The following is a 26,640-nucleotide window of genomic DNA, read 5'->3' on the forward strand; positions in this document are numbered from 1 at the left end:
GGTTTGCCTCCAAAACCGTCCAAGTCAAAAAAGCGAACGAAGTCATTCGGGTTGAGGCGAACGCCAGCCATCACCGCGATCTTCGTTCTTATTGCAAGCCTTTTGGCGGTGCAACCCGCCCAAGCCGCGGTTCCGACGCCGCCAGCGGGCGGCTTCGCTAACGCGATCGAGACGACGGTCTCGGCGACAGACGTTCTTGCTGGTGGGAAGAGTTCGGTCTCGGTCTCGGGCAAGAACGCCAATGCCACGCCTGACCTATACAACGGCAGTGTCGTTGTGATGCTTCCGCACGGCGTGACGTACGACGCGGGCTCCACGAGCCCGGCGGATGCGGGCGCTCCGCAGATTCTGGAGTGGATTCCGGATCCCGCCTTCCCCGACCAGAAGGCTCAGGTATTGGTGTGGCCGAACGTGGCCGACCTGCCGACGGGGTCGAGTATCGACATTGATTTCACGGTCACGCCCTTCAAGCATCTCTACCCGGTCGGATCGACGATCGAGATCGGCGGCGGCGTGTACGCCAACTCCGATGAGCGTCGAGTGCCGCGGGTCACGATTGATGCCAACGGCCAGCCCGTCGTGAGCCGCGCTGATGCCGGTGGCTCGCACGAGACCACCGCTTCGGTATTGCCGATTGAGCTCAAGAAGAGCGAGAAAGACCCGGAGCTTGAGGTCTATCGTGGCCCCGCGAATGCTGCGGAGTACGAACTGACAGTTACCGCCGCTACCGCTGCGGGCACCGACGATGTCTTCGTCGTTGACCTTCTGCCCGCCGACTTCCAGCTCGTTGAGTGCGCCTCGGACGATTTCCCGTGCACCTCGCGCATCGTCGAAGTCGACGGCGAAGTCTTCACCGAACTCACGTGGAATCTGGGACGTGTGGGCGCGGGCGAGATCGTTACGCTCAACTACACCGCGTTTATTGGCCTGAACCAGATCACCGCGCCCGGTGGCGTTGCGAATGGCGCCCCGACCCGCCCCGCTACCGCGGGTGATGCCGTCAAGAACACCGCGACCACAACCGGTGTCTACTCCGGCGCCGTGGCCGGTGAAACGCCCAGGGAAGTGACGGTTACTGACTCCGAAACGGTCACCGTGCTCGACACCGGTGTGGTGAAGAGCGTGAATGTCAACGAGTTCGTTGTCGGTGGTATCGCTACCTACTCGCTGAGCGTGCGTTCGAGCGAGTACGTTGACTCGTCTGAGATCGTGCTGGTCGACCGTCTGCCCGACGGGCTCTGCCCGCTCCTGCCTGCAGGGGTTTCCGGGACCCTGCCGCCCGACTGCCGCGAGACGGTGGGCGTTGTCACGGGCGGAACCATGACGAGCGCCGTCGACAACGGTGATGGTACGTTCACAATCACGTTTGCTGTGGCCGACTTGGCCGCGGATGAAGACGTTGTGGTGACCTACCAGGCGTTCATGCGTGACCGCTACTCGAACGGTTTCAGCACCTCGGCTGGCGACACGTTCCCGAACACGGTGGAGCTGACGGGCGTCACTGACCCCGCTACCGGCAACACCGTCGACCAGGACTCGCGCGATGTGGAGAATGGTTCGTCGGCATCTCTCGCGACGAGCGGTGCGGGTATCACCAAGACGGTATGGTCAAACCCCGACCGTCAGCAGATCGAGTCTGTCGACGGCGCGAGCGCAAGTTGCGCGGTCGCTCCTCCCGGCGAATTCGTGGGCGAAAACGGACCGCTCCTGCAGCTCGGTGATCTGGTGTGCTTCCGAATCAAGGTCGACTACCCGACCAGTGTCGCAACGCGAAACGCGGTCATTACGGACTTCCTCCCCGATGGTGCAGAAATGGTTTCGTGGGCCGTCGGCCCCGGAAACAACGTCGCGAATGTGACCCCGATTCCTAACCGGGACGCGTGGATCACGGGTGCTCGTGCCCCTGGTGACACGACGGGCCCGTTCTTCACGCCACTGGGCAGCGTCCTGGTGCTCGACGTTCTGATGAGAGTTACGTCCGTCCCCACCGACGGTGACGTTGACCTGACCGGCAACCTCGCAAAGCTTCGTTACACCGACGGTGCGGGCAATACCATCGCCGCCCGCGACGACGTCGACATATCGCTGGCTCCGCCGCCCCCGCTTGCGCTCGACAAGAAGGTCAATGGCCAGGAGGCGTTGACGCCCGTGGTCGAGGGACAACAGCTCAACTACACGCTCGCGATCACCAACAACGACACCACCGCGGTCAACGAAGTTGAGGTGTGGGACGTACTCCCGACCGCCTTCGCGTGTGACGACCTCATCCTTCCGGCCAATGCAACGTGCGCCGACGGACGAATCACCTGGACGCTGAGTGGTGCGAGCCTGGGCCCTAACCAGCTGTTCACTGCAGGGGAGACCCTCACCTTGGCGTACACGGTGACGGTTCCGACGCCGTCGTCTATCGGATCAACGCACCAAAACCAGGCTGCGGTCACGCGCTACGAAGTCCCGACGACCGACGGCACAACCGATGGTTCCGTGACCTTCTACCCGGAGAACCCGGTCAGTGCTTACCCGAACGAAGACAAAAATGCACCTCAAGCTGCGGACACTGCCCGGGTAACCCTGCCGGGTGTTGGCGTCGCGAAGACCGTGGTTAAGACGAGCCGCGATGAAAGCGGCAATAACCTGACCGGCCAGGCCACGATTGGCGAAACGGTTACGTACCAGTATTCGGTGACGGTTCCCGGCAAGACGAGCGTCTTCCGTGGCATCCTGTCCGACACCTTCGCGCAGCCGTCGCAGATGACGATTCTTTCGGCGACCGCGTCGGCCCAGAATGTGCCCGGCTTCGTTGCCGTGCCTTCTGCGTCCTGCACGAAGGATGACGACCGCTTCACGCTGTGTTCGAACACGGGGGCCCTAGCATTCCCGGTGACGTGGACGAATGAGTCGGCGGACCCCGCCGTCTTTACGGTGCTTGTCGAAGCGCGAGTCACCGACATCAACGCAAACCGCCACAACGCGAACATCAACAACACGGCGCGGTTCCACTCCACGGCAACCGCGGCGTCGGAGACACGGATTGCTCGTGGTGAGCAAACCAGAACCGTAACGGTCGTTGAGCCGGCACCTACGATCCTTAAGCGTGCCGACAAAGCGACGGCCGCTGGTGGCGACACGGTGACGTACACGCTCACCGCGGCAAATACCGCTAATCGTCCGCCCGCGCACAGCCCGGTTGTCGTTGACTGTGTGCCCGGTGCGTTGCAGTCGCCGACATGGTTGACCGCCGGTAATGTCGCGGGCCCGGTGCCTGGTGACGGAACCAATGGTTGCGCCATCGGCACCCACAAGATGACGTGGACGCCCCCGAACGCCCTCACCACTGCGGCACAGACCGCTCAGTACACCGTCGTGATCCCGGCCGGTGTTGCGGCTGACACTGCGTACCTCAACACGGCAACGGTGACGGCGAAGTCGCACCCGCTGGCCGATGGCACCTCGCGTGACACGTACACGAAGTCGGCCACGGCAACCGTGCGCACCACCGAACCCAGGATCGTCAAGGATGTTGTGGATTTGACCATGGTTCCGGGTGAGACGGCGACCTGGACGATTCAGGTCACCGTTCCGAAGAACGTGGTTTTGTACAACGCTGTTGTGACCGACACGTTCCCTGTTGGGTTCGGTAGCGCGAGCGATGCCGTGGTTTCCGTCTCGTGCGATGCCGCGTGGACGACCGCGTGCGTATCGACGAACGACCGGCTGACGTCGCCCGCGAATGTGCTGGCTATGTCGCTTGGCACGATCGCCGCAGCGCCGGTCGACCGCGTCATGACGTTCACGGTCAAGGCCAAGCTCCAGACCTCACCAATTCCGGCGGCAGGCAACCGGGTCAACACTGCTCAGCTCCGCTGGAATTCGGAGGAGCGTACCCCGCCGACGTCGTCGACCTCGCCGTTCGATTCGTCGCGGAATGACGCCGCGACGACGACCGTGCGTCACCCGCAGCTCGCGATTGCGAAGTCTGTTACTGACGACGTTCTGGGGCAGACTGACCGCGCGACGTACAGCGTGACGGCGACAAACTCCTCGCAGGAGACGGCTTACGATGCCTTCATCCTCGACACGGTTCCCGCTGGCATCGTCATTCTTGATGGTTCCGGCACCCCTGTCGCCAACGGCGGCACTGTCGCTGGCGGCGGCATATGGAATGCGACCGCGCGCACGCTGACCTGGACTGTCGACAGCATCACGCCGGGCGCGAGTGTGCACTTGACGTACAGTGCCCGGCTCGATGCCGCGGCACAGCTGAAACCCGGCACTCTGACGAACAGCGTACGCATCACCGAGTGGAACTCCCTCGATGGTGGTGCGGGTTCGAAGTACGGCCCAACGGCGCCGGCTACGGAGACGGTCACGCCTAAGTTCCCGTACGTTTCCGCTGCGAAGTCGCAAGTGACGCTGAACCCCGTTGTTCGGGGTCAGGAAGTGACGTTCCGTGTTGTGCTGACGAACGCACCGGGCGCTGACATCGCGCAGCACGTGTCGATTGATGACGTGCTGCCTGCTGGATGGTCCTACAAGGCCGATTCCGCTGTCCTCTCCGTTCGGGGTGGCGCGGGCATTGCGGCACCGCCGACGATCGCAGGACAGAAGCTGACGTGGAACAACGTGGGCGGCGACATCGCACTCGGCGCGAACGAGTCCGTTGCTATCACTTATGTCGCGATCCCTGGCCCGAGCGCCGAGATTGGCAGCACGAAGAAGCACACGAACACGGTGACGATTACCGAGGTCGAAGACCGCTCCGGCGGCACTTCGTATGATGGCGGCACCGGTAAGTACCAGGGACCGCCGGTCACGGCCACTGCCGTTATCAATAGTGCTGATCTGCAGATTACTAAGGAGCCCAACGACGACTTCGTCGCTGGTGGCACTGGATCGTGGACCCTCACTGTCAAGAACAACGGTACAGACCCCGCCGTCGGTGTCTCGGTATCCGACGTGTTCGAGCCGGTAACAGGCGTTCAGATTGCGACCATCTCCGGCGAAGGCTGGGCATGCACGCTTGCTCCGCTACAGTGCAGCCGCCCCGCTGCCGAGCAGCTCGCTGCAGGGGCTGCGTTGCCTCCGATTACGGTTACGGCAACGATCGCCGCTGACGTGGCCGCCGGCACCGAGTTCCCGAACACAGCAACGGTGTCAGGAACGACTGATGACCCCACCCCCGACAACAACACGTCGACGGGTACCGGCATCATTGAGGCTCTTGCTGACCTTGCCGTCACCAAGCGGGTCACGGCACCAGCTGTCGCCCCCGTGATGGCCGGTGAAGACATTGCGTGGAGCATCACGTTGACGAACCGCGGCCCTTCGGTGTCGCGTGGCTCGGTTGCGGACCCCATTACGCTGACCGACCCGCTCCCCGCACAGGTGAAAGACGTCACTCTCGTTGGCCTACCCACTGGTGCGGACTGTTCCATCACTGATGGCACGCTGACCTGCCTCGTTACGCACGACATGGCTCTCAACGAGACGATCACGATCAACCTCGCTGGCAAGGTGGCTCCGAACGTGACTGCCGGGACCAATGTCGTTAACGAGGCGAAGGTTACACCGGGCGTCACCAACGACCCGGACGACTCGAACGATTCCTCGACGACGACCACGCCCGTTGCGATTGATGAGGACTTGACGATTTCAAAGTCCATCCTCGATCCCAAGCCGCCCGCAAACGTTGTGCCGGGTGAGACCGTCGATTACCAGCTCGTCATCGGCAACCGTGGACCGTCGACCGCCCGTGAAATTTGGGTGACCGACGTTCTACCGGCAGGTGCAACCTTGCAGGAGCTCCTGTCGGCCAACGGTTGGTCACTCGGAACCGATCCCAAGACGTTCGTCTACGACGGTGAGCTTGCGCCCGGTGGCACCCTCACGTTGACGTACCGCATTGCCGTCGACTCGGCTTTCCAAGGCGAATTGACGAACACGGCGACGGTGTCGTCCACGCATGAGCCCGACCAAGACACGTCAAGCACGACGACGGGTTCGTCCGCAAGTGCTGACCTTGAAATCGTGAAGACGGTGCAGGCGGCGTCGGTGATTCCCGGTGGCGCTGGCACCACCTACACCCTGACTGTCACGAACAAGGGTCCGTCTGATTCGCAGGCGCCGATCACCGTCACAGATCGGCTGCCCGGCGGCATGACGTTGGATGGTGTAGCACCGCAGGGATGTACCCCGGCGACGGACGGCGATCGCATCACGCTCACATGCGAGCGCACTGAGGTGCTGGCGGCAGACAACGAATGGGTCATCACTATCCCGGTGAAGCTCGCCGCAAACGTCACCGCGACAATGCTGGACAACACTGCGGTGGTCGACGGCACGACGACAGATCCCAATCCGGACAACGACGAGGACAACGTCCCGGTAGATGTCACGCCCCGTGCTGACATTTCGGTCAGCAAGGTTGCACGAGCTGACACCGTTGACGCCGGCGCCAAGGTCAAGTGGGACATCGTCGTTACGAACAATGGTCCGTCGGACGCACAGAACGTAACGCTGACCGACGCGCTGCCTGCTGGCCTGTACTACACAGGCCTAGAGACGCCGGACGGTGGCATGTGTCACCAGATGCCGGGCACGCTCGAATGCGCGCTCGGCGCCCTCGCACCGGGCGAATCCAAGGCCTTCGTCGTCGAGACGTTCGTCTGGCAGGTGCTCTCGAGCGGTGATGTGCTTTCCAACACGGCTACCGTGAACACCACGACTGTCGATCCGGTTCCGAGTAACAACACCTCGACGGACACCATTACGGTGACGACGAACAGTGTTCTGAGCATCGAGAAGACCGCAGAGCGTGAGTTGGTCGCCGCCGGTGACACGGCCGCGTTCCAGATTGCGGTCACTAACGAAGGCCCCAGTGCGGCAGCAGTGCCCGTCACGATTTCGGACACTTTGCCTGATGGTTTGACACTCGTAGCGGTAGAGACTGGCGGAGGCGGAGACGAGTGGCAGTGCGCTGTCGCAGATCAGTTGATCTCGTGCGTCTTGACCGACGGGGAAGGCGCCGAAGTGTTCTTGCCTGTTGGTGCGGCGCCGGTACTTCGCATCGTCGCCTCGACATCGCCAAGCGAGGTTGAAGGCACGCGGTTCACGAACGTTGCGGACGCAACTTCGGGCTCGACCACGACACCCGTGCGTGACACTGCTGATGTCGTTGTGACGACGAAGGCTGATCTCGGCATCGAGAAGTCGCACGATCCGCTCGCTACCGCGACGGCAGGTCTGCCGTTCGAGTGGACGCTGACCGTGACGAACCACGGCCCGTCTGACTCGTTGGCAACCGCGGAGGCTCCGATTATGGTCGCCGACCAGCTGCCCGCGGGAGTGTCTTTCGCGCCTACTGACCCGTCGACCACAACCTGCGTGGTTCCGGAGCCCGCGGCCCCGCAATCGGTCCAGTGCGCCATCCCGTCGACGATCCCCGCCGGTGAGTCGGTGGTCATCAAGATCCCTGTGATGATCGCAGAGACCGCGAAGGGTGACCTCACGAACACGGCAACGGTGACAGAATCGCTGACTCCGCAGCCCGAGGACGAGACCTACCCGGACGAAGACACCGACACGGTGACGATCACCGAGGTCGCTGACCTCACGGTCGTAAAGACCGCTTCGGCCTCTGAATTCCTGGCAGGCACGGCGGTTTCTTGGACCATCGCGGTGACGAACCGCGGTCCGTCGAACTCTGACGCGACGCCAGAAAACCCAATCCGGATCACTGACGCGATTCCTTCAGGCGTCACCGACGTCGAGGCTACGGGCGACGGGTGGACGTGTGCTGTTGCAGACGGAGTGCTCGAGTGCGTGCGCACCACTGACCTCCCGGTGGGTGCTGCGCCCGTGATCACGGTCAACGGCATGCTCGAATCGAGTGCGACGGGTGTGGTCGAGAACACCGCAGTGGTCACACCCGACCTCACGCCTCAGCCTGATGGTGGTGAACCCGACTCCTCGACGTCGACCACGCCAATCGTGTTGTCGGCGGATGTCTCGGTCGTGAAGGATCTGAAGACTGGCATCATCGCGGGCAAGAACGCGGCGTACACGCTACTCGTGCACAACGCGGGTCCGTCGGACGCTACTGACGTAGTCGTCGTCGACACACTGCCTGACGGACTCACATTCGTCTCGATTGACGAGACCGACGTGGCTACGTGTGCCGATGCTTCGGGTGTTGTGACCTGTACGTTGGTGGAACCACTGGTGGCGGGTGCGTCTGAAACGCTCACGCTGCACGTGGCAGTTGACGCTGGCGTCTTGGATGACGTGACGAACGTCGTGGAGGTGGCAACGTCAACGCCTGACCCGGAGCCCGGAAACAACGAAGACGAGCACACCGGCACGACGGCGAGCGTTGTCGACCTGTCGATCACGAAGACGACGGAGACCGAAATCGGTGCCATTGGTTCCGAACTTCAGTACACGTTGAGCGTCGCGAACGCTGGCCCTTCGGTGGCGCGCGGTGTCGTCATCACTGACCCCCTGCCTGAGAGCCTGACCGGGCTGTCGGCGGTCGGAGACGACTGGTCGTGTGTCATCACCGCCGCGAACGAGGTTTCGTGCCTCCTCGGCGAGTTGGCGCCCGGTGAGACTGCCGCCCCGGTGACGGTTACTGTCCGTATCGAGGCTGAGGCTTACCCCGAAGTCAGCAACACGGCGACGGTCGAATCGGCCACGCCGGAAGACCCGTCGACGCTCGGCGACAACACGTCGACCGAAACCATCCCGGTGGCACCGCTGAGCAACCTGACGATTGTCAAGACTGCTGAAAGCGCGGTTGTTGCGGCTGGTACCAACGCTTCGTTCCTGGTCGAGGTCACTAACCATGGCCCGAACTCGGCCGAGACCGATGTCGTGCTCACAGACACGCTGCCTGCCGGTCTGACGTTTGTCTCTGCGGAGACCGTCGATGACTCCGGTGCACAGTGGGCGTGTGACGCCGTCAACCAACTCGTGACGTGTGTTCTCACCGATGACGTCGGCGACAGCGTGCTGCTGCCGATCGGTGACGCGCCGGTGCTGCGGATCGTGGCTTCGACGTCGCCGAGCGACATCGGTGACATCTCACACGTGAACGTCGCGCAGGTCACGTCGCCGTCGGCTCCTGGCCCGGTCGAGGATGACGCCACCGTCACTGTGGTGCCGGAGGCTGACCTCGGTATCGAGAAGACACACACGGGTACGGCTGTTGCTGGCTCGGCGTTCGAGTGGACGTTCACAGTCACGAACCACGGTCCGTCGGATTCGCGTGCTGATGAGGCTTCGCCGATCATCATTCGTGATGAGCTGCCTGCTGGTGTGAGCTTTGCACCGGCGGATGCGTCGGCGACGACGTGTGTGGTTCCGGATGACGCGGCACCGCAGGTTGTGGAGTGCGCTGTCACGTCCACGATTGCGGCCGGTGAGTCGGTTGTCATTACGATGCCGGTTCTGATTGATCAGGCGGTGTCGGGCGAGTTGTCGAACACCGCAACGGTGACGGAGTCGCTGACGCCGCAGCCGGAGGAGCAGGAGCACCCTGACGAGAGCACCGACACGGTGATCGTTGACGAGGTTGCTGACCTGACGATCGTCAAGTCGACCGAGAGTGAGAGCTTCACGGCTGGCACGACGGTGACATGGACGATCGCGGTGACGAACCTCGGTCCGTCGAACTCCGATGCCACGGTCGAGAACCCGATCGTTGTCACCGACGTGCTGCCTGCGGGCGTCACGAACGTGACGGCGTCGGGTGACGGCTGGACTTGTGAGGTCACCGACGGTGAGCTCGAGTGCGCACGCACCGAGGATCTCCCGGTTGGCGCGGCCCCGGTCATCACGATGACGGGAACGCTCACGACCGACGCTGAGGGCGAGCTTTCGAACACGGCAACTGTCGTGCCGGATCTCACGCCGCAGCCGGAGGAGAACGAGCCCGACACGTCGACGGTGATCACCCCGATCGACCGCTCGGCAGACCTGTCGATCGTGAAGGAGCTCGCGACGAACATCGTTGCCGGTGAAAACGCGACCTACACGCTGCAGGTTCACAACGCGGGCCCGTCCATCGCGACCGACGTGGTTGTCGTCGACACGATGCCCGCCGGGCTCACGTTCATCGGCATCGATGAGACCGACGTTGCGGAGTGCGTTGACGCTGCTGGCGTCGTGACGTGCACGCTCGCGGAACCATTGGCTGCGGGGGAGAGCGCAACGCTCACCATGCAGGTGGCGGTTGCCGCAGACGTGCTGGGTGACGTTGTAAACACGGCAACGGTCTCGTCGACCACGCCGGACCCCAACCCGGAGAACAACACTGACGATGCCACGGGCCCCACGGCGAGCCTGATCGACCTCGCGGTCGTGAAGTCGACGTCCGTTGAGACGGGTGTTGTCGGCAGCCGGGTGCAGTACGAGCTCAGCGTGACCAACGCTGGCCCGTCGACCGCTCAGGGTGTCGTGCTCACCGATGTCATGCCGGAGGGCCTCACGGCCGTCAGCGCGACGGGCGAAGGATGGGTCTGCGTCATCACTGAAGACAACGCGGTGTCGTGCCTGCTGGGTGAACTCGCGCCGGGTGCTACGGCACCTGTCGTAACGGTCACCGCAGCGGTTGAGGCTGGCGCGTACCCCGAGGTCACCAACACGGCCTCGGTGACGGCGGCGACCCCGGAAGACGAATCGACGCTGGAGGACAACTCCTCGTCGGTGACGATCCCGGTCGCACCGCAGAGCGCGCTTACGCTGACGAAGAGCCTCATTGGCGCCCTCGTCACCGGACGCACTGCTGACTACGTGCTGGTCATCCGCAACGAGGGGGCGACCGAAGACCTCGGTCCGATCACCCTGGTTGACGAGCTGCCCGCCGGACTCACGTTCGTCTCGGCGCAAACTGCAGACGGTACCGATGTCTGCGAGGCCTCTGGTCAGACCGTGACCTGCGTGATCGACGGACCGCTCGCTGCTGGCGAGAGCGTTCAGATCACGATGACGGTTGCCGTCGCTGACACCGCGCGCGGCGTTCTCACGAACACCGCGACGGTGACGAGCGAGATCGACCCTGAAGGCGCCACGGCTGAGGCAACGGCTACGGTCGAGGTCACCACGATCCCGGTTACGGGTGGCGAGCTTTCGGCCCTCGGGCTGCTGGCACTGCCGCTCGTGGTCATCGGTGGTGGTCTTCTCCTGACCGGTCGCCGACGCCGCACGACTGACGCGTAATCCGTTCATAAAGCTGGGGGTGTGCTTGTGGGCACACCCCCAGCTTTCTGCGTACTCAGGCCAAAAACATAGGCACCTGATAGCGTGAGAGGGCAGTCGTGCCTGCCTCGGTTGATCGCGCAGCGATCCCGATTATGAGCATCAAGCTCCGCAACCGCAGTAAACGACTGTGCCTATACAGAACGAACTATGAGGTTGAATACGTGACGCAAAAAGAACGAGTAGCGATTATTGGCGCCGGCCCTTCAGGTATGGCGCAGCTGCGAGCCTTCGAATCGGCTGCCCGCGCAGGTGCAGATGTTCCCGATATCGTGTGCTTTGAAAAACAGTCCGACTGGGGCGGACAGTGGAATTTCACCTGGCGCACCGGACTCGACGAGTTCGGCGAACCGGTGCATTCCAGCATGTACCGGAACCTCTGGTCAAACGGCCCGAAGGAAGCACTGGAGTTCGCGGACTACTCGTTCGACGAACACTTCGGCAAGCCCATTTCGTCATACCCACCGCGCGCGGTGCTGTGGGACTACATCGCGGGCCGCCTCGAGAAGTCGAACGTGCGCGACCAGATTCGCTTCCAGACCGTGGTGCGCTGGGTTGACTACGATGCCGAGCGCGAAATCTTCACGCTCACGAGCGAACACTTGCCGACCGGTGAGTCCGTCACTGAAGAGTATGACCGTGTCATTGTCGCCAGCGGTCACTTCTCGTTCCCGCACATGCCGACCTTCGATGGCATTGAGACGTTTCCTGGTTACATCAGCCACGCGCACGACTTCCGCGGCGCTGAGTATTTCGAGGGCAAAGACGTCCTCGTGATCGGCGCGAGCTACTCCGCCGAAGACATCGGCAGCCAGGCATACAAGATGGGTGCCGCTTCCGTGACCGCGAGCTTCCGCTCGCAGCCCATGGGTTATGAGTGGCCCGACGGTATTGAAGAGCGCCCCGTCGTCGAGCGCTTCGACGGCAACGTCGCACACTTTGCCGATGGTTCCACTCAGCATGTTGACGCCGTCATTATGTGCACCGGGTACCTCCACAAGTACCCGTTCTTGCCGGACGACCTTGCGCTGTCATCGCCCAACAACGTGTACCCGGATGGTCTCTACCGGGGCATCGTGTGGCAGAATAACCCGCGCCTCATGTACCTCGGCGCGCAAGACCAGTGGTTCACGTTCAACATGTTCGACGTGCAGGCGTGGTTCGCGCGTGACTTGATTCTCGGCCGCATTGAACTGCCGTCTGAGGTCGAGCGTGACGCCTCGATCCAGACGTGGCGCGGCGAGTTCGAGAAGATCTCGACCGTGACCGAAGAGATTCGGTTCCAGGCGGAGTACATTCGCGACCTGCTGAATGCGACCGACTATCCGCACTTCGATATCGACCGCGTCGTCGAGATCTTCCTGGCCTGGAAGAACGACAAGAAGGAAGACATCATGGGATACCGTGATCGCGTCTACCAGTCGGTGATGACCGGAACCATTGCTGTCGTACACCACACGCCGTGGATTGACGAGCTGGACGATTCGCTCGAACGGTACCTCGACGAAGACGCTGAGGCCGGGGCAAGCAACGACGACGAAGAGCCCAGCTCTGACGTCAAGGAGCTTGTCGGCGCCTAACGCAGAGAACCCGATGGCCCGTCACCCGCGATGTTGGGTGACGGGCCATCTCTGTTAGTCGTCGACGTCTGTTTCCGCACGTAGTGGTTCCCGTGCCGTCTTCGCCCAGCCCTCGCGGCGCAAGACATGTCGAAACAGGCTGCGAATGAGCGCGGGAAACACAAGCCACGAGACGAGCGTGTGAGCCATATGAACTTCTTCGTCGCTGTTCACATCAGCGGGATCTTCCAAGTAGCCGGCCGCACGCCGGATGACGTTGCGGTCAAACCCGGTCACGAGGGACTGCGGCGCGTCGCCGCGGTAGGCGATGTACTCGCACGCGGCCACGATGCGCGCAGCGGCATGGCCGTCACCGTACGGGTTCGTGTGACCGGCTTGGCGATTGTGAGCCTCGGCATTGTCGAGCAGCTCAGCGGCGGCGTCCACAATATCTGCCGTGTTTGTGCCCACTAGCTTCACGGTTCCGGCGTCCACACCCTCCTGGCGCTCGGTAGTCTCACGAACCACGATGACGGGTGTACCGAGGGCTGGAGCCTCTTCCTGGATGCCGCCGGAGTCGGTGATCGCGATGTATGCGCGCTCGAGAAGGCGCGCAAAAATGCCGTAGCGCAGGGGGCGCACCATGGCGACGTTGTCGAGCCCTGCGAGCTCGGCGCGGAAGACATCGGCGACCGCAGGGTTGGGGTGCAGTGAGACGACGAAGAGGTCATCGACGTGCGACTCAGCAAGAATGCGGATGGCCGCGGCTATACGGGCAATGCCGCCGCTCCAGTTTTCGCGGCGGTGTGCGGTGACGACGATGACGCGGCGCGTCGCGTCATGCTCGAGCTCTTCGAGCTCAGGAACGCCGTACGGCATCTTGCGCTCAGCGACCAGCTGGAGCGCGTCGATAGCGGTGTTGCCCGTGATGAGAATGCGGCCCAGGGCAACGCCCTCACGCAGCAGGTTCTCGGCGTTGTTCGGTGTCGGCGCGAAGTGGGCAACCGCGATGCGGGAAATCAGCTGACGGTTGAGTTCCTCTGGGAACGGCGACAGCGTGTTTGACGTGCGCAGGCCTGCTTCGACGTGTGCGAGAGAAATGTGCAGGTGGAATGACGCGAGGGCTGCGGCTGCCGCACTCGACGTATCGCCGTGCACAAGCGTCGCGACGGGGTAGACCGCGTTATAGGCTCCAGCGCCAGAGCGGGGGGTTATCGCCATATGTCTCAGTAACGAAGTTTGAGAGGCCGCGCATGACAGTGCTGAAGAGGCCGTTCAGGGTGCGCTCATCGTCACGGATCTCGAGCGTCACATCGGGCGTGACGCCGAAAAAGCCGAGAACTTCGGCGACGAGTTTCGTGTGCTGGCCCGTTGAAACGACAACGGGGTCGATGTGAGCTGACTGCTTGAGAGCCAAAATGACCGGCATCATCTTGATCGCTTCGGGGCGAGTGCCAACAACAACCAATACTGAACGCTTTGTACGGGGCAGAGCTCGAGCTTATCGACGCCAATCATGGATTTTTCACAAAAAACGCCAGTTTAAAGTTGTTACTCAGTAGCAGAAGCGTTAAGGGTACAAGATTGTGACACTCGGTGCCCGTTCGGGCGGAGCGCGGGAAAGATAAAAGCCCGATCAGAAATTCTGATGGGCTTGATCTGGAATTCTGATTGGCTTGATCTGGTGGGCGATACCGGACTCGAACCGATGACCTCTTCCGTGTGAAGGAAGCGCGCTACCAACTGCGCCAATCGCCCCAGAACCGGGGTTCGGTAAACGAGCATATCTCACACCGGAAGTGCTGTGCGAATCGACACGGAGACACGCGCGGGCCGCGTTCGGTTTTGCATGAGGGATGATGTCAGCTATTCTCGATAGAGCGCCGGGACACCGGGGCGAAAATGCGGATGTAGCGCAGTTGGTAGCGCATAACCTTGCCAAGGTTAGGGTCGCGAGTTCGAGTCTCGTCATCCGCTCGAGTGTGAGATTCCCTTCGGGGAATATCGCGCGTGGGTTGAACCACACACGGTGATATGGCCGAGCGGCTAGGCACCGGCCTGCAAAGCCGTTTACACGGGTTCAAATCCCGTTGTCACCTCAACAAAACTAAATAGCCCATTGGGCGCGATTGGCGCAGCGGTAGCGCGCTTCCCTGACACGGAAGAGGTCACTGGTTCGATCCCAGTATCGCGCACAGGCGAAATCCCTCGGTTCTCGAACCGGGGGATTTCTTTTTTTGAGTCGTTGTCCGTCGTCAATGACGAGGAGGCTCGCCCGTGCTCGCTGCGCGTGCGTGGGCGAGCCGAAATCCGCGGCTAGCGCTGAGCGGGGCGCAGGAGCGCGTTGGTGAGGCCCAGGAGCAAGATCAACGCGGCGCTCGCAAGGGGCGCCCATAGCGCGACTGCAGAACCGGAACCATCAGCGATGGTGCCGACGATGGCGGAACCAGCGGACTGTCCGACGACAATGGCAGATCCCAGCATGGTCATGACGGTCGCCGAGCGGCCGCGTGGCGTGCGTTCGGTGGCGAGTCCATACGCATTCACGATGAGCGGACCGACGCCGAGGCCCGTGATGGCAAGTGCGACCATCATGGAGAAATCAGAAGAAGCCGTCGCAATGAGGTACGCACCGGCGACCATGACGGTGGCGAACGTGACCCAACGCGCGGCAAGCGAGAAGCGGGCAGGGAAGACCGCAACAGACAGGGCGAGCACGGCGCTCGTGACGCCCATGAGGCCGTACAGTAGGCCGGTCTGTTCGGCGGCCCCACGCTCATCCATCCAGCTCGTCAGCGACGTCAGGGCGGAGCCAAAGAATAGGCCGACGGCCAGCATACCGAGCACCACGATGAGCACCCGGATTTCGAAGAGTTCAGACACCGGCGCTTGGTCTTCTGCCTTGACCGTGCCGCCGCCAGTTGCCACATTCGCGGAGCGGTGCAGAGCGAAGGCCGACACGAAAATGACGGTCAGAATCGCAGCTCCGATGAGGGGAGCAGCTGGGTTCAGTGTGGTCGCAAGCGCACCCACGAGTACTGGTCCGAAGATGAAGACGATCTCGTCGACCGCTGACTCATACGCCAGCGTTCCTTGAATGGTCTTGGCGCGCTTTTCACGCGGTAGGCGTCGGATGTACGCAACCAACCGGGTACGTGACAACGGACCCACTTGGGGTGCCGTCGCGCCAACCAGTACGGCAACGGCAAGCACCCAGACGTCGGGCACCGCGGCAAATGCCACCCAGGCCATCAGCAGGAGCGCCAAGGCGTTGCCGATGCCGGCGAGCAGCATCACGTACCGCTGTCCGTAGCGATCCGCAGCCGCACCCAGCAGCGGGCCGGCCACCGCGGTTCCGACGCCCACAGCGGCAGCCGTGTAGCCACCCAGGAGAATCGACTCGCGCGCTGCCACCACCAACGTCATCACGCCGACGACGTTCATTGCGAAGGGCAATCGGGCGATCAGTGCGATCGGAAAGTAGCTGATGCCTGCCTGGCGCATGAGCCCGGTGGGCTCGGCATCGGTCACGGGTGACGCGGGTGTTTCAGACAATGTGCATTCCTTCGATGACGGCTTGTGCCGCCTTGTCATCGCGTGACAGGTAGATGCACACAACAGCGTTATGTCGCGCTGTCCAGTCTACTGGGCGCTTAGCGCACGCCCTTCATGAGCTTCAGGATGGGCTTCGCCGAGATGAGCACCAGCACACCGATACCGATGGCGATGGCACCAAGCAGAGCGAAGTACGGAACCTCGTTGGTCGGGTCGTAGAACTGCGCGACCCAGCCCGCAACAGCCGTTCCGAGCGAGATCGACAGATAGAACAGCGCGATCATCTGCGTGTGGAGCGCCGCCGGCGCGAGCTTCGTGGTCACTCAGGCCGCCCGAGCCCAGCGCCACGAGAATCAAACCGATGGCTACGCCGGCAAGCCCGGGAATGAGCGCGAGCGCGAGGTGGCCCGCGACGATGACCGCGGCGCTGCCAAACAGCACGCGCTCGGCACCAAAGAGGCGGTCAGCAATCCACGCGCCGACGATAGTCGACAGGTACACGGCACCGCCGTACGCGCCGACGTTACCCAGCGCCACCTGCTGGTCCATACCGAGGCCGCCGTCGACCACGGAGTAGTACAGATAGATCGCGAGGATGCCCTGCATGCCGTAGAAGCTGAATCGCTCCCACATCTCGACACCAAAGATGTTTGCGAGTGCGCGAGGTTGTCCGAAGAAAGTCTTCGTGGCGGCGGGTGGAGCGGGGGCGGGGGGCATGCGAGGAATGCATCATTCCAGGAAACCCGCACTCGCTGGGAACGATTCTCCTGCATAGATTTCGAGCCGTGCGACACGCGCGACATGGCGCGTTTCGCCCCCTTGTTCAATTTTCGGGTAAGCTCGACCCGTGCCCGAGAGGGTGCACGCGGATGTAGCGCAGTTGGTAGCGCATAACCTTGCCAAGGTTAGGGTCGCGAGTTCGAGTCTCGTCATCCGCTCGAGTGAGAGGGTCCCCTCGGGGAATCCCGGGGATTTTCTTTCCATCTGGTGGCGTGGCCGAGCGGCTAGGCACCGGCCTGCAAAGCCGTTTACACGGGTTCGAATCCCGTCGCCACCTCCACACTCACAGTCAATCCGGGCGATTGGCGCAGCGGTAGCGCGCTTCCCTGACACGGAAGAGGTCACTGGTTCGATCCCAGTATCGCCCACGCGGATGTAGCGCAGTTGGTAGCGCATAACCTTGCCAAGGTTAGGGTCGCGAGTTCGAGTCTCGTCATCCGCTCCACAGAAAAGGCCCCGAGAAGTCGGGGCCCTTTCGCGTTCGCAGACTATTCGTAGTCGCTCAGTAGCTCGTCGAATGCCACTTCGTCGTCTTCGCTGATCGTCGGGCCAGTAACGACGTAGACGATGACGCCCTCGAGCGGCTCGCCCGTGCGCGCGTTCCAATCTTCACGGTCTTTGCGAAACTTGCCGTCCGCGTTGTCCATGCTGAGGTCCACCATCTGCACGTACAGCGTGAAGTCGGCATCGTAGTCGCCGGTGTAGAACTCCCAAATGGCCTGTTCAGTGGGCTCTGCGGAACCATAGAGCTGTTCCAGCACCTTGTCGTCGCGGTAGCCGGGTTGCGTCAGTGAGTACAGCTCGTCGTAGCCAAAGTCGGCGGCCACACTGTTGATGCTGTTGACGACTGCGGTCTTGTCAGAGACACCGTGTACCGCTTCGTTCGTCATCCACTTCTGACTCGTGTAGGTGAAGAACCATGACTCGCCGCCATACCCGTTACGAATCGGGCGCTTCATCTCATCAGCTGGTTCCGTCCACGTAAACCCGAAGTCTGCCGTCAGACGCTCGCGCACCTTCAACAGAATCTCGTCGGCATCGGCCTTGTACTCTTCGTAGCTGGGCGCGCCAATCAAATAGATCGGTTCTTCGTCTTTGATGCCGGGATATTTCTCCCAGAACTTCTGCTCGTCCGTCTTCAGGTTCTCGTAGTTGCCCGTGTAGGCGCTCGTGAGTGCTCCGGCCGCGCCGATGGTCGCGACGTTCGCGACGAGGCAAACCGCGAGCGCCAACGAGCCCCAGCGCCTCGCGCCCGGCGTAAACAGTGCCACGAGCACGACGGCGAGCACCGCGAGCTGAATGGCGAGCATGTTGAAGCCGTACAGCGTGTGACTGCCGCCGACATTCCACACGATCAGCAGTACGACAACGAACGCGCCGGCAACGGCGAGAGCTACCGGACCCATCCACGCGCGTTTCGGTTTGCCATCGGAAGCGGAACCAGTGGGCGGCTGAGGAGCGCCGGGAGGCAGTTGCGGTGCACGCGAGCGTTGCGCGCCCCGGTAGCCACCGGGCGGTGGCACCGGGGGAGCACCTTCGCTGTTGGCCACGTACCGGTTAGAGGTGGCTTCGCCGGGGATCACCATGGCTTATCCGTTTCGTAGTTGCCCCAACCGTCATCGCCCTCACGGCCCATGTCGTCGCGGTCGCGTTCGCCCTGACCGAGGCGCTCTTCAATCTCGTCGAGCTGCTCTTGCCCGGGGCCCGGCTTCTCATCTTCGCCGCCATCGCCCTCACCAGGCTCAGGTTTCGTCTCCGCGCCGCCCTCGTCGCCGTCTTGCTTCTGCTGCTGTTGCTCCTGCTTTTCCTGCAGGCGCTGCTCCATCTCCTGCCGCTGCGAGTTCATGTCGCGGTTCGGGTCGCTCGAGTTTTGCGACGACTTCTCTTCGTCTTCGCAGTCTTTCGGCCCATCGAGCAGGTTGAGGAGTGCCTCGTCGTAGAGCTTCTTCGCGGCGTAGGGGTCACCCGCCTGATCTTTCAGATCACCGAGGCGCTCAATCGTGATCGACAGGTTGACGCGCACCGCACATTCTTCAAGACCCGTCACCATGCTCAATGCCTTTTCAAACTCGGCACGGGCTGGCGCATACTGCGCATTGGCCGCGAGACCGACAGCGTTATTGAACGGGGCTTTGAACGGCTCAAAGATATTCACCGGGTACTGCCACTGGGCGGCACGCGATGCGCCGGAACCATCACCGGTAATAAACGACGCAATCGACATATGCGCGGCGGCGTACATGCTCAGAATCTTCACAAGCAGCGCCATCACGACGAGGAGCACCGGAATGCTACCGATACCGATCCACTTGCGAATGCGACGGCGTCTGCGATTGCGTTCCAACAATGCCGCCGCAGCGGTTTCTTCCACGTTCGTGGCGTCGTCGGCCACGTCATCAGTGATGGTCATACGTGGCTCCCTTCATCCTCAGCACGTTGCTCGGCACGTGACGTGGCCTTCAAACCACGCAATTGCGTCGTCATCATGGTGGCGCGCAACAGTTCCCACGCGACGATGAGCGAGACGGCGATCGCAAGAATCCACGACAGGTCGAAAATGCCGCCCGCTGTTTCTGAGTTCGCCAACGTCATCGATGACCGGGGCGCGGCCGGGAACTGGACGGTCGAGCCAGCGTCGCGCACCTGCAGTTCGATGCCGAGATCATCCGCGATCGTCTGTAGATTCTCTTCATCCAAAACGGACAGCGCGATCTCACCCTCATATTCAATGTAGGAATCATCGGGCGAATCGGTCGCATACCCACTGGTGACCTTCATGGGGCCGCCCTCGGTGGTTCCGTAGCCGAACACGGCACCGCCATCGACGAGCTCAGCGGAGTCGACAAACGACTTCGGGTCTCTGCTCGATGTTTGCTCACCATCGCCGAAATAGAACACCATTCGTGAGCGGTCAGCAGTTGACTCTGCCGCCGCGGTGAGCACGCGTTCAAGCGTGGCGGAAGCTGCTCCGATATCGGAACCACGGCTCACGCTGGTGGTCTCGGGTCGCATCACAGCGAGCGACGACATGACAGCACTGGAGTCGGTTGTCAGGGGCAATCGAACTTCGGCGGTACTCGCGAACGTGATGAATGAGAATCGTGCGCCCGCGTACTCTGTCACGAGTTCCGCAATGTCGTCGCGGATGCCCGACAAGCGCGGTTCGCCGTCGCCCCAGTCTTCCGCGACGATAGACGCGGTGGTGTCGACGACGAGGTAGATGTCGGTGTTGGTCGCGACGGTTTGCGTTGGGGTACCCGCTATTCCGGGGCGCAACAGCATGGCGAAGCACAGCGCAACGAGCAGTGCGCGCGTGCTCCACAGGCCGCGCTGGCGCGCCGATTTCGCGGTGATGAGCGCGCGCACCACGATGAACACCAGCGGTGCGAACAGCACTACCAACAGGATCGGCATGATGACTGGTTGGAACGTCATAGCTTCACCCGCCAAAGCACGAGCAGGAAAGCTACGGACAAGCCGGCGAGCACCGTGATCCACAGGTTAGGGTCATCGGTCCACACGATCTGCACATCGCCCTGGAGCGCCGAGGCGTCTTCCTCCTGAACTCTGTCGACGATGTCAGCCACCGTCGTGGTTCCGCGGAGCTCATACATTTCGCCGCCCGTCGAGGCCGCCGCTTCCCGCATTTCCTCGGTCAGCAACGTGCTTGCCCCAGCCACCGGGTTGATCGCGAAAATACGCACGCCTTTCGATGTCGCATACGCGGCTGCCTCGGGCAGCGTCACGATGCTGTCGCCCAACTCTTCGTTATCGCTGGCGAAAATGATTGAGCGGCTACGATCTTCGTCTTCGTGGTCAAAACGCATTGCGCACGCCGTGAGGCCGTCACCAATGAGCGACGAACCGGCGCCATTCATGGTGCCGACCCAGTACTCCGGCATCGAATCCCAGCTGTCAAAGCTATCGCGCAGCGATTTCAAATGTTCCTTCACGAACTCGTAGTCGTCGGTGAGAGGGAAGACCTGAACCGGTGACGCGTTGAAGATCGTCAAACCGATGCGCTCGCCCTGAAAATCTTCGACGAGTTCGAGGAACGTGTCGAGGATCTCCATGTCGACTTCGGCCATCGAGCCAGAGACATCGAGGCACAGCATGATGTCGCGGCTCGTGTTCACTGGTTGGATGGTCTGCGCCGCCATCGGGCGCGCCGCAGCAACGCCGCCGACGCCCATCGCCGCGATGCCCAGCACGAGTGCTGCCGCGAGCGCGACGCGTCGGCGCTTGATGGCACGCGCGAAGCTCGGGAGATTACGCAGACGTTCGGCGCGGGCGAGTGGGGCACCGGCTTGGGCTTTGTGTCGCCGAGACCGTGCGATGCCGAGCACGATACCGGCGATGACTACCGCGGCGGCGAGGCCGAGGACAATCCACAGCAGAAAGGGAAAATCTAGTACCACTGTGACACCACCGCTCGTGCTGCCGCAGCACCCGCGACGGGGTCAATGACCATGTCTTTGCGGAAGATGCTGGGGTAATAGTGCCGCTGGATGGCGTCGATCAACGCGGGATGCACACCGATTTCTTGCAGGTCAGACAGCGACAACACCGGTGCTTCGAGGCCCGAGTATTCGTTGACGAATGCACGCACGGTGGCGCTAAGGTCGCGGTTCGCGGCCTTTGGCGCCAGGGCGCCTGCGGTGTAATCGCGTTCGATTTGATCGATGCGTGCGGCGTATTCGTACCGCAGCTGGGTCAGGACATCCATTGTGACCGGCGCCTGTGGTTCCGTCGTCGTCTTCGGCGGTTTCTCCATGCGGGTGAACCACAGCACGAGCGCCCATGCGATGAGCACCAGCGCAATGAGACCGATGGCAAGCAGCAGCCAGCCCCAGCCGTACTGGTACGGGGGATAGAACTCGTCAGGACCTTGCACGATCCCTCCGATCCAACATGCGCAGAATGTCGCCAATGGCGTTCGCGGTATCGCGGATCGTTACATGACTGATCGCGTACTTCTCAAACATGGCGCGGCGTTCGTTCTCTTCGCGCTCTTCTTCGGCGATAACGGCCGCGCGCAACGAGTTGTCACCGTGTACGAACTCGGGCACACCCCACCCCGTCACAACGTCACTACGGGCCGCTTGGCTCTGTTCGGCGAGTACCGGGTTCGCGTCGGTTACGGTGACCCACAGCATGTCGTGCTGCACACGCAAGCGGCGGATGAGTTGATCGGTGCGGTCGGTCATCGGCGCTTCGTCGGTGATGACGACGAGAATCATGCGGCGCGAAATCGTGGCAGCGACGTACGCGAGCAGCTTATTGATCGAGCCCGGTGCTGTGGTCGCGCGCGTCTCAGATTGGATCGTGCGCAGCGTGCCCTCGAGGACTGACTCCGTACGACCGCTCGCGCGGCGCTTCACCTTGGCGCCGTCACCATAAACCAGACCAATGTCATCGCCGTGCGAAATCGTCAGATATCCCAGGGCGCCAGCGGCTAACAGTGCGAGCTCATACTTGGGCTCCTCGTTTTCGGCGAGTGCGGCCATGGTTGAGCCGGTATCGACGACAAACATGACGGTGTGCATGCGGTCAGCACGCATGCGCTTGACGAGAATCTCGTTGTGGCGTGCCGAGGCGCGCCAATCGATATCGCGCACCTGGTCACCGACCTGATACTCCCGCAGGTCTTCAAAATCGGAACCACGACCACGCATGAGCGATGCGTACGCGCCGTCGAGCGGGTGCATCGATCGTCGCGCAGACGTGATGAAGAGCTTGCTCTTCACCTGCGTAATAAGGCTGGGCATGACCGTTACGGGGTCGGTACAGCGGCGAAGATCGCGTCAATGATCTCTTCGCTGCGGATGTTCTCCGCCTGCGCTTCGAACGTCAGAAGAATGCGGTGACGCAGCACAACGTGGCGGAGCGAGCGGACGTCTTCCGGAACCACGTAGGAGCGGCCGCTGAGAAGTGCGTAAGCGCGAGCCGCCTGCAGGAAAGCAATCGACGCTCGCGGGCTCGCACCGTACTTCAAGAAGCGAGCCTTCTCATCGCCGATGTACGGCCCGGGGTTACGGGTTACGTACACGAGCGACACGATGTAGTTGCGTACGGCCGGGTCAACGTAAATGCGGCTCGCAACATCTTGGAGCATCTTGACGTCGTCGAGCGAGACGACGTGAGCGACGTGGCCCTCGGAACCACGGCCCAAGACACCAGAGTCAATACGGTTGAGCACTTCGAGCTCTTCGTTCGGGCTTGGGTATTCGACAATCTCTTTCAGCAGGAAGCGGTCCATCTGCGCTTCGGGCAGCTCATACGTACCCTCCTGCTCAATCGGGTTCTGCGTCGCAATCACCAGGAATGGTTCCGGCAGCGGGTAAATCTCGCCACCGATCGTCGTCTGGTGCTCCTGCATGGCCTCGAGCATCGCACTCTGCGTCTTTGCAGAGGAGCGGTTGATCTCGTCGAGCAAGACGAAGTTGGCGTGCACCGGGCCCAGCACGGTGCGGAACGAGCCCGTGCTGTTGTCGTAAATCTGGTTGCCCGTAATGTCGCTGGGCAGCAGGTCGGGCGTGCACTGGATGCGCTTGAACTGCGCCTGCACGGTTGCGGCGAGCGTACTGGCCGCCGTTGTCTTCGCGAGGCCCGGGACGGACTCGAGCAGAATGTGCCCGTCGGCGATGAGTGCGATGAGCAGACTGGTGCGCAACCGCTCTTGGCCCACCATTTTGGCGGAGTAGGTGTCTGAAATCACCGTCAGGACCTTGGCGGCCTGTGCCATCTCTTGCTCAGTCGGTGCAGCGTGCCCAACGTTCATTGTCCGTCCCCTTTACGAGGGCAATTCTGAAGAGCCCCCGCAGTCACCCTACCCGCGGTGGGTGGTATTTCCGGCTCGATATTGCCTGAATGTGCAGAGTGAAAAGGGTGAGTGCCGGTGAGCGGTAACCTAGATCCATCGCCTATTTGGAGAACTCTGTGACTGAGAACACCCAGCCGTCCTTCCCGTGCGACGGCTTTGCACTCTTTTCCGACAAGTCCGTTATCGCCATGCGCGTTAACGGCGCGCAGAAAGACCTCGCAACGCAGGTTACTGCTGACGACACTGTCGAGCCGATTACGATCGACAGCGCCGACGGCTTGGCTATTCTCCGTCACTCCACGGCGCACATCATGGCGCAGGCTGTGCAGCGGTTGCGCCCGCAGTCAAACCTCGGCATTGGCCCGCCCATCACCGACGGTTTCTACTATGACTTCCAGGTCGACACGCCCTTCACGCCAGAAGACCTCAAGGCCATCACGAAGGAGATGCAGTCGATCGTTCGCGACGGCCAGCGCTTCGTGCGTCGTGTTGTCACCGACGATGAGGCTCGTGCTGAGCTCGCAAACGAGCCGTTCAAGCTGGAGCTGATCGGCCTTAAGGGCGGTAGCGCCGAGGCCGCTGAGGGTGCGAGCGTCGAGGTTGGCGAAGGCGAACTCACGATCTACGACAACGTCACTCGTGACGGCGAGACGGCATGGAAAGACCTGTGCCGGGGCCCGCACGTGCCGAGCACCCGCATGGCCGGCAACGGCTGGGCGCTGACGCGCGTCGCTGCCGCCTACTGGCGCGGTTCGGAGAAGAACCCGCAGCTGCAGCGCATTTACGGAACCGCGTGGCCGTCGAAGGACGAACTGCGTGCGTACCATGAGCGCCTGGCAGAGGCGGAGCGTCGCGACCACCGCAAGCTCGGTGTCGAGATGGATCTCTTCTCCTTCCCTGACGAAATTGGTTCGGGTCTCGCGGTGTTCCACCCCAAGGGTGGGATCATCCGCTACGAGATCGAAGAGAACCTGCGTCGTCACCTGTTGCGCAACGGCTACGACGTTGTTAATTCGCCGCACATCACGAAGAAAGACCTCTTCCAGACGTCGGGTCACCTGCAGACCTACGCCGACGGCATGTTCCCCCCGATGCACCTCGATGAGGTCGTTGATGACGAGGGCAACATCACTCGCCAGGGCCAGGACTACTACCTGAAGCCGATGAACTGCCCCTTCCACAACCTGATCTTCCGCTCACGCGGGCGCAGCTACCGCGAGTTGCCGCTGCGCTTTGCAGAGTTCGGAACCGTTTACCGCTACGAGAAGAGCGGCACGCTGTCGGGTCTGACGCGCGTGCGCGGCTTGACCCAGGACGATGCGCACATTTACGTCACACAAGATCAGGTGCGCGAAGAGCTGACCACGAACCTCAACCTCGTGCTTGAGCTGCTCCGCGACTACGGACTCAACGACTTCTACCTCGAGCTATCGACCAACGAAATCGGAAACCCGAAGTTCCTCGGCGAGCCCGAGCAGTGGACCACCGCGATCGAAACGTTGCGCGAAGTGGCTGTTGAATCGGGTCTCGAACTCGTCGACGACCTCGGCGGCGCCGCGTTCTACGGCCCGAAGATCTCCGTGCAGGCACGCGACGCAATTGGCCGCACCTGGCAGATGTCGACGATTCAGCTCGACTTCAACCAGCCCGAGCGTTTCGAGCTCGAATACACCGGCCCCGACGGCGCGAAGCACCGCCCGGTGATGATTCACCGCGCTCTCCTCGGCTCTGTCGAGCGCTTCTTCGCGATCCTGCTGGAGCACTACGCTGGTGATTTCCCGCTCTGGCTCGCTCCCGCACAGGTCGTTGGTGTCCCCGTTGCCGATGATTTCGCGCCGTACCTCGACGACGTCATCAAGCAGCTCCGCGCCGCCGGCGTGCGTGCGGAGCTTGACCGGAGCGACGAGCGTATGCAGAAGAAGATCCGCAACCACACGACGTCGAAGGTTCCGCTCATCCTCATCGCCGGTGCCCAAGACCAGGAAGCCGGAACCGTTTCGTTCCGCTTCCGTGATGGTTCCACTCGCAACGGTGTGCCGATCAGCGAGGCCGTCGAACTGATCAAGCGTGCGATTGCCGACCACCGTGTCGTGCTGAACGAGGCTGACTTCGCATGACGAACGACGCTGAACTCGAATCAGCCGCCCACCTCGCAGGCGTGCCTGATGAGTTTCAGCGGCTGTGGACCCCGCACCGGATGGCCTACATCCAGGCGGGGCCACAGCCTCTCGTCGACGAGTGCCCATTCTGCGCCGCACCGTACATGAGTGATGAGCAGGGGCTCATCGTGCACCGCGGTACGCACGCCTTTGTGCTACTGAACCTGTTTCCGTACAACTCCGGTCACCTACTGGTGTGCCCGTACCGCCACATCGGCATGTACGACGAAGCAACGGCAGAAGAAGTTGCTGAAATCGGTGAACTGACGCAGATCGCGATGCGCGTTTTGCGTGTCGTGTCGAACTGTGATGGCTTCAACCTCGGTATGAACCAGGGGCGTGTGGCCGGAGCTGGCGTTGCCGCGCACTTGCACCAGCACATCGTGCCGCGGTGGGAGACAGACGCGAACTTCTTCCCTATCATTGCCAAAACGAAGGCCTTGCCGCAGCTCCTCGGCGAGGTCCGCCAGGCCGTCGCTGACGCGTGGCCAACAACTGATTAGGACGA

15 protein-coding genes, 8 tRNA genes and 1 pseudogene are annotated in these 26,640 nt (G+C 62.2%); 11 read left to right on the forward strand and 13 right to left on the reverse strand.

The window, feature by feature from the left end; translation table 11 throughout:
• Window positions 1-108: 108 nt before the first annotated feature.
• Together ACQUSY_RS00745 and ACQUSY_RS00750 are read left to right on the forward strand one after the other, a co-directional pair.
• Window positions 109-11,217 (forward strand): hypothetical protein, encoded by an 11,109-nt coding sequence (locus tag ACQUSY_RS00745; protein WP_428902615.1) that lies wholly within the window; start codon window positions 109-111, stop codon window positions 11,215-11,217.
• Between the two features lie 203 nt (window positions 11,218-11,420).
• On the forward strand, window positions 11,421-12,836 hold the full coding sequence (locus ACQUSY_RS00750) for a trimethylamine monooxygenase (protein WP_428902616.1): 1,416 nt from the start codon (window positions 11,421-11,423) through the stop codon (window positions 12,834-12,836).
• Window positions 12,837-12,890: 54 nt separating this feature from the next.
• Here the strand turns inward: ACQUSY_RS00750 and wecB are convergent, their stop codons facing one another.
• The 3 genes from wecB to ACQUSY_RS00765 form a co-directional block, all read right to left on the reverse strand.
• Window positions 12,891-14,036 carry a non-hydrolyzing UDP-N-acetylglucosamine 2-epimerase gene (gene wecB / locus ACQUSY_RS00755; RefSeq protein ID WP_428902617.1) on the reverse strand — a complete coding sequence of 382 codons (1,146 nt, stop codon included), beginning with the start codon at window positions 14,034-14,036 and terminating at the stop codon, window positions 12,891-12,893.
• A complete protein-coding gene (locus ACQUSY_RS00760) occupies window positions 13,999-14,283 on the reverse strand; it encodes a hypothetical protein (RefSeq protein WP_428902618.1) in 285 nt (94 codons plus the stop codon). Before ACQUSY_RS00760 ends, wecB begins: the two co-directional genes overlap by 38 nt.
• A gap of 214 nt (window positions 14,284-14,497) precedes the next feature.
• Window positions 14,498-14,573 (reverse strand) — tRNA-Val (locus ACQUSY_RS00765).
• 146 nt (window positions 14,574-14,719) lie between these two features.
• Here ACQUSY_RS00765 and ACQUSY_RS00770 point away from each other — a divergent pair.
• The 3 genes from ACQUSY_RS00770 (at window position 14,720) to ACQUSY_RS00780 (ending at window position 15,010) form a co-directional block, all read left to right on the forward strand.
• Window positions 14,720-14,792: transfer RNA gene (locus tag ACQUSY_RS00770), tRNA-Gly, on the forward strand.
• A 51-nt stretch (window positions 14,793-14,843) separates the two neighbouring features.
• A tRNA-Cys gene (locus ACQUSY_RS00775) sits at window positions 14,844-14,914 on the forward strand.
• Window positions 14,915-14,938: 24 nt separating this feature from the next.
• Window positions 14,939-15,010, forward strand: a tRNA-Val gene (locus ACQUSY_RS00780).
• 121 nt (window positions 15,011-15,131) lie between these two features.
• Here the strand turns inward: ACQUSY_RS00780 and ACQUSY_RS00785 are convergent.
• From ACQUSY_RS00785 to ACQUSY_RS00795, 3 genes and pseudogenes are all read right to left on the reverse strand, one after another.
• On the reverse strand, window positions 15,132-16,370 hold the full coding sequence (locus ACQUSY_RS00785; protein ID WP_428902619.1) for an MFS transporter: 1,239 nt from the start codon (window positions 16,368-16,370) through the stop codon (window positions 15,132-15,134).
• Window positions 16,371-16,468: 98 nt separating this feature from the next.
• A complete protein-coding gene (locus ACQUSY_RS00790; RefSeq protein WP_428902620.1) occupies window positions 16,469-16,693 on the reverse strand; it encodes a hypothetical protein in 225 nt (74 codons plus the stop codon).
• Window positions 16,691-17,087, reverse strand: a pseudogene (locus ACQUSY_RS00795) (oligopeptide:H+ symporter); the annotation flags it as partial. The gene ACQUSY_RS00790 and the pseudogene ACQUSY_RS00795, both read right to left, overlap by 3 nt.
• Before the next feature lie 148 nt (window positions 17,088-17,235).
• Here ACQUSY_RS00795 and ACQUSY_RS00800 point away from each other — a divergent pair.
• The 4 genes from ACQUSY_RS00800 to ACQUSY_RS00815 all read left to right on the forward strand — a co-directional run bounded on the left by ACQUSY_RS00800 (window position 17,236) and on the right by ACQUSY_RS00815 (window position 17,595).
• Window positions 17,236-17,308: transfer RNA gene (locus ACQUSY_RS00800), tRNA-Gly, on the forward strand.
• A gap of 48 nt (window positions 17,309-17,356) precedes the next feature.
• Window positions 17,357-17,430 (forward strand) — tRNA-Cys (locus ACQUSY_RS00805).
• Window positions 17,431-17,446: 16 nt separating this feature from the next.
• Window positions 17,447-17,518: transfer RNA gene (locus ACQUSY_RS00810), tRNA-Val, on the forward strand.
• Between the two features lies 1 nt (window position 17,519).
• Window positions 17,520-17,595 (forward strand) — tRNA-Gly (locus ACQUSY_RS00815).
• A 43-nt stretch (window positions 17,596-17,638) separates the two neighbouring features.
• Here ACQUSY_RS00815 and ACQUSY_RS00820 read toward each other — a convergent pair.
• Genes ACQUSY_RS00820 through ACQUSY_RS00850 form a run of 7 tightly spaced genes read right to left on the reverse strand, consistent with a single transcriptional unit; the run spans window position 17,639 to window position 23,931 of the window.
• A complete protein-coding gene (locus ACQUSY_RS00820; RefSeq protein WP_428902621.1) occupies window positions 17,639-18,736 on the reverse strand; it encodes a hypothetical protein in 1,098 nt (365 codons plus the stop codon).
• Entirely contained in the window at window positions 18,730-19,560 is an 831-nt protein-coding gene (locus tag ACQUSY_RS00825; protein ID WP_428902622.1) for a hypothetical protein, read from the reverse strand. The genes ACQUSY_RS00820 and ACQUSY_RS00825 overlap by 7 nt, the downstream gene beginning before the upstream one ends.
• The gene (locus ACQUSY_RS00830; protein ID WP_428902623.1) at window positions 19,557-20,585 is read right to left on the reverse strand and encodes a VWA domain-containing protein; all 1,029 of its coding nucleotides are present in this window, start codon (window positions 20,583-20,585) and stop codon (window positions 19,557-19,559) included. Before ACQUSY_RS00830 ends, ACQUSY_RS00825 begins: the two co-directional genes overlap by 4 nt.
• The gene (locus tag ACQUSY_RS00835) at window positions 20,582-21,568 is read right to left on the reverse strand and encodes a vWA domain-containing protein (protein WP_428902624.1); all 987 of its coding nucleotides are present in this window, start codon (window positions 21,566-21,568) and stop codon (window positions 20,582-20,584) included. Before ACQUSY_RS00835 ends, ACQUSY_RS00830 begins: the two co-directional genes overlap by 4 nt.
• Window positions 21,559-22,044, reverse strand: coding sequence for a hypothetical protein (locus tag ACQUSY_RS00840; RefSeq protein WP_428902625.1), 486 nt, complete (start codon window positions 22,042-22,044; stop codon window positions 21,559-21,561). The genes ACQUSY_RS00835 and ACQUSY_RS00840 overlap by 10 nt, the downstream gene beginning before the upstream one ends.
• Window positions 22,031-22,918 (reverse strand): DUF58 domain-containing protein, encoded by an 888-nt coding sequence (locus tag ACQUSY_RS00845; protein ID WP_428902626.1) that lies wholly within the window; start codon window positions 22,916-22,918, stop codon window positions 22,031-22,033. The genes ACQUSY_RS00840 and ACQUSY_RS00845 overlap by 14 nt, the downstream gene beginning before the upstream one ends.
• 5 nt (window positions 22,919-22,923) lie before the next feature.
• Window positions 22,924-23,931 (reverse strand): AAA family ATPase, encoded by a 1,008-nt coding sequence (locus tag ACQUSY_RS00850; RefSeq protein ID WP_428902627.1) that lies wholly within the window; start codon window positions 23,929-23,931, stop codon window positions 22,924-22,926.
• Window positions 23,932-24,161: 230 nt separating this feature from the next.
• On the opposite strand from ACQUSY_RS00850, the gene thrS reads away from it, so the two are divergent.
• Both thrS and ACQUSY_RS00860 read left to right on the forward strand, forming a co-directional pair.
• On the forward strand, window positions 24,162-26,090 hold the full coding sequence (gene thrS / locus ACQUSY_RS00855) for a threonine--tRNA ligase (RefSeq protein WP_428902734.1): 1,929 nt from the start codon (window positions 24,162-24,164) through the stop codon (window positions 26,088-26,090).
• A complete protein-coding gene (locus ACQUSY_RS00860) occupies window positions 26,087-26,635 on the forward strand; it encodes an HIT family protein (protein WP_428902628.1) in 549 nt (182 codons plus the stop codon). The genes thrS and ACQUSY_RS00860 overlap by 4 nt, the downstream gene beginning before the upstream one ends.
• The last annotated feature ends 5 nt before the right edge of the window (window positions 26,636-26,640 follow it).

The organism is Microbacterium daqui, assembly GCF_050408675.1.
GTDB lineage: Bacteria > Actinomycetota > Actinomycetes > Actinomycetales > Microbacteriaceae > Microbacterium.

Excerpts from the sequence above, each read along its gene's own strand:
- ACQUSY_RS00825 (WP_428902622.1), bottom strand. The coding sequence starts at position 19,560 with ATGACCATCACTGATGACGTGGCCGACGACGCCACGAACGTGGAAGAA.
- thrS (WP_428902734.1), top strand. The coding sequence starts at position 24,162 with ATGCGCGTTAACGGCGCGCAGAAAGACCTCGCAACGCAGGTTACTGCT.
- ACQUSY_RS00830 (WP_428902623.1), bottom strand. The coding sequence starts at position 20,585 with ATGACGTTCCAACCAGTCATCATGCCGATCCTGTTGGTAGTGCTGTTC.
- ACQUSY_RS00820 (WP_428902621.1), bottom strand. The coding sequence starts at position 18,736 with ATGGTGATCCCCGGCGAAGCCACCTCTAACCGGTACGTGGCCAACAGC.
- ACQUSY_RS00860 (WP_428902628.1), top strand. The coding sequence starts at position 26,087 with ATGACGAACGACGCTGAACTCGAATCAGCCGCCCACCTCGCAGGCGTG.
- ACQUSY_RS00845 (WP_428902626.1), bottom strand. The coding sequence starts at position 22,918 with ATGCCCAGCCTTATTACGCAGGTGAAGAGCAAGCTCTTCATCACGTCT.
- ACQUSY_RS00850 (WP_428902627.1), bottom strand. The coding sequence starts at position 23,931 with ATGAACGTTGGGCACGCTGCACCGACTGAGCAAGAGATGGCACAGGCC.
- wecB (WP_428902617.1), bottom strand. The coding sequence starts at position 14,036 with ATGGCGATAACCCCCCGCTCTGGCGCTGGAGCCTATAACGCGGTCTAC.